A 10,292-nucleotide genomic window follows, 5' to 3' on the forward strand; every position below is an offset into this window, starting at 1 on the left:
AGTGATTGAGATCGAAAAGCCGAAAATCGAAACCGTTGACCTGAATGACGAGGGAACTTACGGACGGTTCGTCGTTGAGCCGCTGGAACGCGGATACGGAACGACGTTAGGAAATTCGCTTCGCCGAATTTTGTTGTCGTCGTTGCCCGGAGCAGCAGTAACCTCGGTTCAGATCGACGGAGTGCTTCACGAGTTCTCCACGGTTCCCGGAGTGATTGAGGATGTTACCGAAATCATTCTGAACCTGAAGGGCCTCTCGTTAAAAATCCACTCCGATGAAGAAAAGGTGTTGGAAATCGACGCGGAAGGCGAAGGGAACATTACGGCGGGCGACATTCGAGCTGACAGTGATGTCGAGATTTTAAGCCCTGATCTTCACATCGCAACCTTGGCCTCCGGCGCGCGGCTCCATATGCGGATTTTTGCCAATCGGGGACGCGGCTACGTGCAAGCGGACCGCAACAAGAAGGACGATCAACCGATTGGAGTTATTCCAGTCGATTCGATCTACACGCCAATTACACGTGTCAACTACAGCGTTGAAAATACTCGCGTCGGTCAAGTCACTAACTATGACAAACTTACGCTAGAAGTATGGACGGACGGAAGTATTCGTCCGGAAGAGGCAGTAAGCCTCGGCGCGAAGATTTTGACCGAGCATTTGGACTTGTTCGTTGGATTAACCGATGAAGCCAAAGACGCGGAGATTATGGTCGAGAAGGAAGAAGACAAGAAAGAGAAAGTTCTGGAGATGACAATCGAGGAACTGGATCTTTCCGTACGTTCTTACAACTGCTTGAAACGCGCAGGAATCAATACCGTTCAAGAGCTGATTACGAAATCCGAAGAGGACATGATGAAGGTTCGTAACTTGGGCCGCAAATCCCTCGAGGAAGTTCAAGAGAAGCTTGAAGAGCTGGGCCTTGGCCTGCGTATGGAAGAGTAGAGACCAACTTAGTGTAGACAACAGAGCAAGGGAGGGGAAAACAAGATGGCATATCAAAAACTAGGACGTGACGCTAGTGCACGGAAAGCATTGTTCCGTGACCTCGTTACTGATTTGTTCCTTTATGAGCGTATCCAAACGACTGAAGCTAAAGCGAAAGAAGTTCGTTCTATCGCTGAGAAGCTGATCACTAAAGCGAAGCAAGGTGATCTTCATGCTCGTCGTCAAGTAGCAGCTTATGTTCGTCGCGAATCCGTTAACGGTGAGCAAGACGCAATCCAAAAGCTGTTCTCCGAACTGGCCACCCGTTACTCGGAACGTGCGGGCGGATACACGCGTATCCTTAAGCTAGGACCTCGTCGCGGCGATGCTGCGCCTATGGTTTACCTAGAACTGGTTGACCGCGCGTAATTGACCGGACCTACCGCAAGAGCTGCAATCGTCCTTCTTGAAGGACGATGCCGCATTTGCGTAGTATATAAGCCTTGAGGCGTATATACAGAGAAAGGGTGGACCCTTGCGGCCACCTTTTTTTATTGGGGAATGTGATCGCAGTGGCTAGGAGGTGTCAGCGATGAGGAATATTTGCGTGAAAGTAAGCTATGATGGAGCCGGGTTCAACGGATTTCAGACGCAGCCTTATGGCCGAACGGTTCAGGGGGAAATAGAGAAGGCGATCAAGCTTTTGACCGGCGAGACGATTATAATAATCGGTTCGGGACGCACCGATGCTGGCGTGCATGCGCAAGGTCAGGTATTCAACTTCTACACGGAGTCGACTATACCGACAGAACGGTGGGCTATTGCGCTCAATACGCGCTTGCCGAAGGATATCGTCATTATAGAAGCCATTGATGTGCCGGAACATTTTCATGCCAGGCGTTCAGCCAAACGCAAGACGTACCGCTACACGATCGACACCGGGAAGTTTCCCGATGTATTCGGGCGGCAGTACCGCTTCCATCATCCGGCTCCTCTGAACGTGGAGGCGATGCGAGAGGGACTCATGCACCTAGTCGGGAAGCATGATTTCACCTCCTTTACGTCGATCCACTCTACTAAACCGCATCATGTGCGTACGGTATATGAAGCTGACTTTGTGCAGGAGGGACCTATCGTTCATATGTACATTACCGGCAACGGTTTTTTGTACAATATGGTGCGGGTTATTATGGGAACCTTATTGTGGGTAGGCCAAGGAAAGCTTGTTCCGGACGACATGAAACGGATCCTGGAAGGCTGCAATCGTTCACTTGCAGGACCAACGGCAATGGCCCACGGTCTTATGCTTCTGGACGTTGAATATTCCAGCGAAACGCCATTATAATTAACTATAAATCACTTGCTTATACCTAGTCTTTATAGTAGAATATAACTTGTGCTTTCGAAGTGGCTATCCCACAGCCCCGACTGAGAAAGTTGCAAACTTGGCGATCTACAATGAATATCAAACCAACGGAAACGTTGTTATAAAAAACGATTAATGTATGAGAATTAAGGAGGATCATCCATGCGTACCACCTATATGGCTAAGCCAAATGAAGTTGAGCGTAAATGGTTCGTCATCGATGCGGAAGGCAAAACGCTTGGTCGTTTGGCTAGTGAAGCTGCAGCGCTTATCCGCGGCAAGCACAAACCGCAATTTACGCCACATGTTGATACAGGAGATTTCGTCGTTGTAATTAACGCAGAGAAGATCGTATTGACAGGCAAGAAAATGTCGGACAAAATGTACTACCGTCACTCGATGTACCCAGGCGGTCTGAAAGCTACACCGGCACAAGAAATGATCAAAAACAAGCCAGAACGCGTTATCGAATTCGCAGTTCACGGCATGTTGCCTAAGAACCGTCTTGGCGACAAGATGAAGCTTAAACTTAAAGTATACGCAGGTGCGGAACATCCACATCAAGCACAAAACCCTGAAGTTTACGAACTTCGCGGGTAATAAAGAGGAGGACAAGTTTCATGGCTCAAGTGCAATACTATGGAACCGGTCGTCGTAAACACTCTGTTGCACGTGTACGTCTTGTGCCGGGTGAAGGACGAATCATTGTTAATAAACGCGATTTGAATGAATATTTCGGTTTGGAAACACTCAAGCTGATCGTAAAACAACCGCTTAACCTAACTGATACGCTTTCGAAATATGACGTATTGGTTATCGCTAACGGCGGTGGCATGTCCGGTCAAGCTGGCGCTATCCGTCACGGCATTTCCCGCGCTTTGCTCAAAGCTGACCCTGAATTCCGTCCAGCTTTGAAACGCGCAGGCTTCCTGACTCGTGATCCGCGTATGAAAGAACGTAAAAAATACGGTCTTAAAGCGGCACGTCGCGCTCCACAATTCTCGAAACGTTAATATGCATACGACGATACCTTCTCTGTACTCCAGGGAAGGTATTTTTGTTTTTAGTGTATATTGGTTCAAACAATACATTGTGCAATGGCAACGAAAGACTTATAATTTTTATACAGATCACTTTCCTAGGAATTAAAAACGGAGGGCAACGCCATGAATCTTTTTGAAAAAGAAGCGCTTATCGCGAAAAAGGCTGTTGAGCTTGAGGATGCGACGCCAGAGGAAATCATCGCTTTTGCGGTTGAGACATTCCCTAATATTACTTTCGCCTGCAGCTTTGGTGCGGAAGATGTTGTTTTGGTAGATATGCTTCAAAAAGTTAGTCCTAAGACCGATATTTTCTATCTGGATACGGATTTTCATTTCAAAGAAACCTATGAGACGCGCGACCGCATGGTGGAGCGCTACCCAGGTATTCCTTTCGTAGAAGTGAAACCGGAGATTACGCCAGAGGAGCAAGCTGCTCAGTTCGGTGAAGAGCTGTGGAAATCGGACGCGAACGCTTGCTGCAACATTCGTAAAGTTAAGCCGCTAACGAATATTCTTGCGAAATACGAAGCTTGGATTACAGGTATTCGCCGTGATCAAGCACCTACTCGGGCGAATTCGAAGAAAATCGAATACGATACAAAATTCGGTTTGGTGAAGTTTAACCCAATCGCTGGTTGGACAAGTGAAGATGTATGGAACTACATTCGCGAGAATGACGTAATCTACAACCCATTGCATGACCAAAACTACCCAAGCATCGGCTGCGAGCAATGCACGCGCAAAGTTATGCCGGGCGAAGACCCACGCGCAGGACGCTGGGCGGGTCAAGAGAAAACGGAGTGCGGTTTGCACAAATGATTTAAACCTCCAATCGAATTCATTCGAGAGGAGCGACTATGAAGACAAGACTCACATAATACACCATCTCGTCCCATATAAATGATAGTGTGCTGTTGCCGCATTATTATATGAAGGACGGGGTGGTTTTTTTATGCGCCGATTAGGTCGGCATTTCGTCGTATGGATTAATTATAGGGGAGCGATACGAATCGCCATTGGCTTACTCGTCATCGCCTTAACAGCCGTACTGCTCGGACAAGGAATGCCAGCAGCCCGAACGTGGTCGTATTGGACGATGCCGTTGTCGGGCAAGACTATTGCCATTGACGCCGGACACGGAGGCGTGGATGGGGGAGCGATGAGCAAGGAGGGGGTTATCGAAAAGGACTTGAACCTTGCCATAGCTCTTTATTTGCGCGATTATTTGCAGCAGGCAGGTGCTGTTGTCTTAATGACGCGCGAAGGGGATTATGATCTCGCCACAGGAGACTCACGCGCCTACAGCAAGCGCAAGACCGAAGATCTGAAGAAACGTGTTGCGCTCATCAAAGAGAATCATCCAGCTGCCGTCATCAGCATCCATATGAACAGTATCCCGTCGGATAAGTGGTCGGGTGCACAGACGTTTTTCCACCCGGACAAACATCCGGACAACCGATCGCTTGCGACGCTCATCCAGGATGAGATTAAGCGCAATCTTGAGAACACAAGCCGGATGCCAGCGTCCAAAAAAGACGTTTATGTGCTGAAGGAACTCGCGGACATGCCGACTGCGCTCGTAGAGGTTGGTTTTCTATCCAATCCAGGTGAAGCGGCGCGTCTGGCGGATACGGAATACCAGCGGCAGGTTGCCGCATCGATCTATCAGGGCATACTAAGGTATAGTTCGGGCGAGAAGGTTGCCGATGTGCAGGAATAACGCGTGCAACTGGCTAAAGAGTCATATTTCGCTAGTTGGCTGATGGACATACTGTGCTATAATTAAGTGATTAAATCTAAGATCATTTATCGAAATGTGATTACATAAAGGTGGGACATAACCGATGTTAACGCGTGAACAAGTGATTGATCTCGTCGGTTCGGTGACGAGTACGTATAGCGCGGATGGAATTACAATCCGCGACGTTATGGTAAAGGACCGTCAAGTATCATTGACGGTCCTTGGGGCTGGCGCGGACATACAGCCCGCGCTGGAAGCCTCGCTTCGCGAGGCGCTGGCGCGGGAGGGCGTCGAAACCGTGCGTTGCCGGTTTCGAAGCGAGCCCGCGCCTGACGCTGGCGGCAGCAAGGCAGAGCCTGCTGCGAAGCCAGCGGCAGCCGGGGCGGCGCCGGTGCAGGGACACGGCACCGGCCTCGCCAGCGCGTTGCTGGATCCTGCCAGCAACGTGAAGTTCATCGCCGTCGCCAGCGGCAAGGGCGGCGTCGGCAAGTCGACGGTGACCGTCAATCTGGCGGTCGCCCTAGCCCGCAGGGGCAAGCGCGTCGGCATTATCGACGCCGACATCTACGGCTTCAGCGTGCCCGATATGATGGGCATCGAGGAACGCCCGAACGTTGTGAACGAGCGCGTCATTCCGATCGAGAAGTTCGGCGTCAAAGTGATGTCGATGGGCTTCTTCGTTGAGGACAATAGCCCGATCGTATGGCGCGGACCGATGCTCGGCAAGATGCTGCGCAACTTCTTCCAGGAAATCGAGTGGGGGGAGCTCGACTATTTGCTGCTCGACTTGCCGCCAGGCACGGGCGACGTCGCGCTTGACGTCCATCAGATCATCCCGCAAAGCAAAGAAATTATCGTTACGACGCCTCATGCGACAGCTGCATTCGTAGCGGCGCGGGCAGGGGCAATGGCGATTAAGACCGAACATGAGATTATCGGCATTGTTGAGAACATGTCGTATTACGTCTCAACCTCCACAGGGGAGAAGGAATACGTGTTCGGTCGCGGCGGTGGCGCACGTTTGGCCGAATCGCTTAACGCGGACTTGCTCGCGCAAATTCCGCTCGGCGCTCCGGACAACCATATATCCGAACCTGATTTCGCACCGTCGGTTTACAAAGCCGATTCGGAGACAGGCGGACTGTACTTGGAACTGGCCGATAGCGTGCTTAATAAGCTTGAAGGGTAAGAGCCGGATAATAGCCAACACATAAAAGAAGCCAGAACAGCAATTTCGCTGCTCTGGCTTCTTTTTTATAACCGCTGCTACATACCGGAATCGTCGCCGCCCGAATCGTCGGATGATTGATCATCTCCCGAAGACTGATCTTCTTTCGAGGCGTCTTCCTCTGACTTTTTCTTCTCAACCTTCTCTTCAGGGTTAGGCTTAAGCTCTTCCTGCACCGCTTTCTTCATAAGGTCAAGCACTTCAAGCCGGAAAAGCGGATTTTGCATCGATTCCTGCATGAGCGACATGACTTCTTTGCGGTATTGCGTGCTTTGAAGCACCTCGAGAATCATTTTGTCCATTTCCGGTGTTTTGAGCACTTTAACAAGATCGGCTTGATACGTCGGATCCTTAATCAATTCCTTATGAATGTCCTTGTTCTGCTTGTTGACGGCTTTGGCGAATTCACCCGCGAACCTTGTATCCACCATCAGCTTCTTAATGACTTTGTCGTAGTCAGGGGAGATGAGCACGTCTTTTACAGCGAGGCGCACTTCCTCTTGATCCTGAACGGATAGAAGCTTCGACGTATTGCCGTTATAGCCGGACATCTGTTGCGAAGATTCTTGAAGCGCCTTTTGGGCATCCTCGGTCTTCAAAATGTCGATGACCATTGACTTCATATCCTTATAACTCACCTGTTGGTTTCCGCCTGACGGTTCTGAGCCGCAGCTAGTCAATACCATCGCCAAAGCAGGGATAACCAACAATAAAGCCCATCGATTGCGCATATGGCCTTGCTCCCTTCTATGTCAGCACTTGTGTAATCTTCGCAAGAAGCAGGGGGTGTTCTGAAATTGTTTATTGAGCAGATTGATGACCTTATTATGCGCAATGTTCACCGTATTATCATGAGTGACAGTTAGCTTTTTGCCCCGAACGTGGTAAAATAAAGGGTGTTTGCATAAGGCTTGTTTATTGACCTTACGAATGATTACAATCCGGCTGATGCATAGCTGAATATGCGTTGGCGTTGAACCCATTTTACAGGAGGAATTGGAATTGAATTTACGCAAATGGTTCTTTTTATTTTGGAGCTGCATGGCAGTCGGTGCGCTTGCTTGCGTTGTTAGCGGCTCGATCATGTCATGGACGGATCAGGACTTCGGCTTTATGGGTCTCGAAGCAACGGGCTTCAACGCTTTGATGATGGCTATTGTCGGCTTGATGATCGGTGCGTTCAGCCAAATGGGCTTCTTCGCATATTTGACACTGAATTACATCGCGCTCAGCGTATTCCGCAAAAAATATTTGTGGAATGCCTTGCAAGGCTATACGACTGCATTCGCCGCGTTCGGACTAGGATACGTCTTATTCGAGCAGCGGACGAACAATTGGTTTTTCTGGGTGTTGCCGCTAATCCTGCTCATCCTGTCGGTTGCCGTCTCTTGGTACAAAGTAAAGCAGACGAACCAAACCGCATTCGTACCGACAATGTTCCTTATGTTCGTGATTACGTTTATTGAAGCTTGGCCCGCGTTGCAAGGAGAGACGAACGTATCTGCTATCGTCTTTATGATGATTCCGTTATTCGTCTGCAATGCGTACCAAATTATGATGATGCATCGTTTGGTCAGCAATAAAGCGGCCGACCCCGCAGCAAGCACTGCGAAGCCGGTCGTCTAATACAACGAGCGGCTCCGATTGCGAGCCGCTCATTGTTTATCCTATTCAATTATTAATGATACTTACGGCTGTTCATCGGCACTCCATTGCGTGTAAGCGGCGATCGATGCTGATTTCTCCTGTACGGGCTTGCCTTCGATATCCGTCTGAGAAATCAGCTCCGATACGTTAACGAAATCGTAGCCGTTGCCGCGCAATTGATCAATAATAGCCGGGAGAGCTTCCGCGGTTTGGATGGCGGAGTCGCTTGCATGCAGTAAAATAATATCGCCGGGATGTGTTCTGCTCACGACCCGATTCACAATCTTGTCCGTTCCGGGGCTCATCCAGTCAAGCGAATCCGTATCCCATTGAATCACTTTGTAGTTGAGCTCTTCAGCGATACGCAGGACGCGTTTGTCAAAGTCTCCGTTAGGGAGTCGGATCAGGCTAGGCTGTTTGCCTGTTACATCGGTTAAGATCGTATGTGCGGTCGTAATTTGTTTGCGGATCTCTTCATCGCTGAATTTGCTGTAATTATCATGCTTATGGCCATGGCTTCCAATCTCATAGCCGGCATCAATAATTTTTTTCACAATCTCAGGATGGGACTGACTCCATGGCGAAGACAGGAAGAACGTAGCTTGCTTAACGTTTTTTTCTTTCAACACATTAAGAATCGGTTCTGTCTTTTTTTCGCCCCAGCTAATGTCGAACGTAAGAGCGACGATCTTCTTCTCCGTTGGTATGCTGTAGATGGCTGCCGGCTGCTGCGGAGCGAAGACGGTAATATTGTCGCGTTCCGCATAGATGATGCCGATAGAGAAGGCGACAGCAATAGCAATTAAGAAGTACCTTTTCAATTTCTGACCGTTGAGCACATAAAAAACATTCATAACCATGCTCTCCTCTCTAATTTGCGCTTGTTGTACAATCTATGCTCGTACACCCAGTTTATTCATGCTTGTTCGATTACACCGAAAGTTCAACTGATTAGGGAGGTTTTATTCATGTTTAAAAAGAAGTCGATCATGGATCATCTGAAGAAGATGAATCCGTATATTGCTTTTGGGTTTATATTGTTTTTTGCCGGCATGGTCATTGGAGGGACGAATCCCGTCTTTCATGCGTTTCTGAATAATCAACTAGCTGGACTAAGCGGCTTATCCGACGTTGCCGAGAATTCGGACAATCCGACATTGACGCTTTCCATCATCATCTTCCTTAATAACGCGATTAAAGCTGTATTCGTCATGTATTTGGGTGCCTTCTTCGGTATTATCCCTTTATTGTTTATCGTGGTGAATGGGATGCTGATCGGATATCTATTGCAAAATATCGCTGCCCAAGAGGGAGCAGGTTATATGGCATCGGTTGTCCTTAAAGGAATTTTGCCGCATGGTATTATTGAGATTCCAGCTATCATTATCGCTTGCGCCTATGGTATGAAGTTCGGAACGCTTGGTTTGCGCGGCTTTGGGAGCCTATTGTTCAGCAGATCGAAGCTTCCGGCGATCGGCAAAGAGTATGAGATCTTCGTTTCACGTACCGTGCCAATGATCGTAATTCTTCCTATTGCAATGCTTGTGGCTTCCATTATCGAAAGTACACTTTCAGTTTGGTTGTTGTCGTTGTAATATTATTTCCAATATTTGAGCATAACAGTAAAGCAGTGTCCTAAGCATTATCGACGGCACTGCTTTTCTGTCACATGGGGGACGGTCCAATTGCGCTTTGTATTTGATAAAGGAGGCCGCTTACGGTTATGCTCGGAATACTGTTCAACGATAAAGAATGCAAAGAACTCGATTACGTATTGCGCAAAGAATTGGACGAAATGCTGCTGGACCTGAATGATTCGAGATTGGATGGAGATATTAAGCAAGCGATCGCGCGGAGGTACAAAATCATCTTCCGTATGTACGCACGCATTGCATCTCCCAAAGAGCTATCGCGCTATGCGCTTAATGCCCGCACTTACCGGTAAAAGGCATACATACAGTGAAGCGGCTGGCGTCTAACGGAGGCGATCAGCCTGCACTGGATCAGTTGTTATACAGCTGCTTAAGTAGGCGTAATAATGGCATTAATCATGTTTTTTAAAAAAAATGAAAAAAGGGGTTGCAATAAAATGGGCCCCTGTGATATATTATAAAAGTCGCCGCTGAGACAAAGCGCCGACAAGCAAGAAACGAAAGACAAGTGATTGTTCTTTGAAAACTGAACAACGAGCGAAACTGCCAGTTAAGAAGCTTCGGCTTCATAAACTAAAGCAATAAAATGTTTTTGAGCAAGTCAAACACCTTTATGGAGAGTTTGATCCTGGCTCAGGACGAACGCTGGCGGCGTGCCTAATACATGCAAGTCGAGCGGAGTTATTC

The 10,292-nt window shown here is 48.5% G+C and carries 13 protein-coding genes and 1 rRNA gene; 12 read left to right on the plus strand and 2 right to left on the minus strand.

All coding sequences use genetic code 11. From position 1 onward, the window contains the following. Position 1 precedes the first annotated feature (1 nt). The 8 genes from AB4Z33_RS12885 to AB4Z33_RS12920 all read left to right on the plus strand — a co-directional run bounded on the left by AB4Z33_RS12885 (position 2) and on the right by AB4Z33_RS12920 (position 6,267). Positions 2–946, plus strand: a complete 945-nt coding sequence (locus AB4Z33_RS12885; RefSeq protein ID WP_442050295.1) for a DNA-directed RNA polymerase subunit alpha — start codon at positions 2–4, stop codon at positions 944–946. A gap of 45 nt (positions 947–991) precedes the next feature. Further along, positions 992–1,357 carry a 50S ribosomal protein L17 gene (gene rplQ / locus AB4Z33_RS12890; RefSeq protein WP_224726618.1) on the plus strand — a complete coding sequence of 122 codons (366 nt, stop codon included), beginning with the start codon at positions 992–994 and terminating at the stop codon, positions 1,355–1,357. A gap of 163 nt (positions 1,358–1,520) precedes the next feature. Then, the gene (truA, locus tag AB4Z33_RS12895; protein WP_442050296.1) at positions 1,521–2,273 is read left to right on the plus strand and encodes a tRNA pseudouridine(38-40) synthase TruA; all 753 of its coding nucleotides are present in this window, start codon (positions 1,521–1,523) and stop codon (positions 2,271–2,273) included. A gap of 183 nt (positions 2,274–2,456) precedes the next feature. After that, positions 2,457–2,894: a 50S ribosomal protein L13 gene (rplM, locus tag AB4Z33_RS12900; protein ID WP_442050297.1), complete on the plus strand. Its 438-nt coding sequence runs from the start codon at positions 2,457–2,459 to the stop codon at positions 2,892–2,894. A 20-nt stretch (positions 2,895–2,914) separates the two neighbouring features. Then, positions 2,915–3,307 carry a 30S ribosomal protein S9 gene (gene rpsI / locus AB4Z33_RS12905; protein WP_028609625.1) on the plus strand — a complete coding sequence of 131 codons (393 nt, stop codon included), beginning with the start codon at positions 2,915–2,917 and terminating at the stop codon, positions 3,305–3,307. A gap of 153 nt (positions 3,308–3,460) precedes the next feature. Beyond that, positions 3,461–4,156: a phosphoadenylyl-sulfate reductase gene (locus AB4Z33_RS12910; protein WP_442050298.1), complete on the plus strand. Its 696-nt coding sequence runs from the start codon at positions 3,461–3,463 to the stop codon at positions 4,154–4,156. A 133-nt stretch (positions 4,157–4,289) separates the two neighbouring features. Next, the gene (gene cwlD / locus AB4Z33_RS12915; RefSeq protein ID WP_442050299.1) at positions 4,290–5,057 is read left to right on the plus strand and encodes an N-acetylmuramoyl-L-alanine amidase CwlD; all 768 of its coding nucleotides are present in this window, start codon (positions 4,290–4,292) and stop codon (positions 5,055–5,057) included. A gap of 124 nt (positions 5,058–5,181) precedes the next feature. Continuing rightward, positions 5,182–6,267, plus strand: coding sequence for a P-loop NTPase (locus AB4Z33_RS12920; protein ID WP_442050300.1), 1,086 nt, complete (start codon positions 5,182–5,184; stop codon positions 6,265–6,267). Between the two features lie 77 nt (positions 6,268–6,344). Here AB4Z33_RS12920 and gerD read toward each other — a convergent pair whose 3' ends face one another. After that, positions 6,345–7,037, minus strand: a complete 693-nt coding sequence (gene gerD / locus AB4Z33_RS12925; protein ID WP_442050301.1) for a spore germination lipoprotein GerD — start codon at positions 7,035–7,037, stop codon at positions 6,345–6,347. Between the two features lie 271 nt (positions 7,038–7,308). On the opposite strand from gerD, the gene AB4Z33_RS12930 reads away from it, so the two are divergent. Then, positions 7,309–7,932, plus strand: a complete 624-nt coding sequence (locus AB4Z33_RS12930) for a KinB-signaling pathway activation protein (RefSeq protein ID WP_442050302.1) — start codon at positions 7,309–7,311, stop codon at positions 7,930–7,932. Between the two features lie 62 nt (positions 7,933–7,994). Here AB4Z33_RS12930 and pdaB read toward each other — a convergent pair whose 3' ends face one another. After that, on the minus strand, positions 7,995–8,807 hold the full coding sequence (gene pdaB / locus AB4Z33_RS12935; RefSeq protein WP_442050303.1) for a polysaccharide deacetylase family sporulation protein PdaB: 813 nt from the start codon (positions 8,805–8,807) through the stop codon (positions 7,995–7,997). A gap of 114 nt (positions 8,808–8,921) precedes the next feature. On the opposite strand from pdaB, the gene AB4Z33_RS12940 reads away from it, so the two are divergent. From AB4Z33_RS12940 to AB4Z33_RS12950, 3 genes are all read left to right on the plus strand, one after another. Further along, positions 8,922–9,548 (plus strand): stage II sporulation protein M, encoded by a 627-nt coding sequence (locus tag AB4Z33_RS12940; protein WP_442050304.1) that lies wholly within the window; start codon positions 8,922–8,924, stop codon positions 9,546–9,548. Positions 9,549–9,676: 128 nt separating this feature from the next. Next, positions 9,677–9,898: a hypothetical protein gene (locus AB4Z33_RS12945; RefSeq protein WP_307208526.1), complete on the plus strand. Its 222-nt coding sequence runs from the start codon at positions 9,677–9,679 to the stop codon at positions 9,896–9,898. 317 nt (positions 9,899–10,215) lie between these two features. After that, positions 10,216–10,292, plus strand: a 16S ribosomal RNA gene (locus AB4Z33_RS12950); the annotation flags it as partial.

The organism is Paenibacillus sp. 2TAB19 (assembly GCF_052115185.1).
Lineage (GTDB): Bacteria > Bacillota > Bacilli > Paenibacillales > Paenibacillaceae > Pristimantibacillus.

Bases quoted from the DNA above. Each gene is read 5' to 3' on its own strand.
- rplQ (WP_224726618.1), top strand. From the start codon at position 992: ATGGCATATCAAAAACTAGGACGTGACGCTAGTGCACGGAAAGCATTG.
- truA (WP_442050296.1), top strand. From the start codon at position 1,521: ATGAGGAATATTTGCGTGAAAGTAAGCTATGATGGAGCCGGGTTCAAC.
- rplM (WP_442050297.1), top strand. From the start codon at position 2,457: ATGCGTACCACCTATATGGCTAAGCCAAATGAAGTTGAGCGTAAATGG.
- rpsI (WP_028609625.1), top strand. From the start codon at position 2,915: ATGGCTCAAGTGCAATACTATGGAACCGGTCGTCGTAAACACTCTGTT.
- AB4Z33_RS12910 (WP_442050298.1), top strand. From the start codon at position 3,461: ATGAATCTTTTTGAAAAAGAAGCGCTTATCGCGAAAAAGGCTGTTGAG.
- cwlD (WP_442050299.1), top strand. From the start codon at position 4,290: ATGCGCCGATTAGGTCGGCATTTCGTCGTATGGATTAATTATAGGGGA.
- AB4Z33_RS12920 (WP_442050300.1), top strand. From the start codon at position 5,182: ATGTTAACGCGTGAACAAGTGATTGATCTCGTCGGTTCGGTGACGAGT.
- gerD (WP_442050301.1), bottom strand. From the start codon at position 7,037: ATGCGCAATCGATGGGCTTTATTGTTGGTTATCCCTGCTTTGGCGATG.
- pdaB (WP_442050303.1), bottom strand. From the start codon at position 8,807: ATGAATGTTTTTTATGTGCTCAACGGTCAGAAATTGAAAAGGTACTTC.
- AB4Z33_RS12940 (WP_442050304.1), top strand. From the start codon at position 8,922: ATGTTTAAAAAGAAGTCGATCATGGATCATCTGAAGAAGATGAATCCG.
- AB4Z33_RS12945 (WP_307208526.1), top strand. From the start codon at position 9,677: ATGCTCGGAATACTGTTCAACGATAAAGAATGCAAAGAACTCGATTAC.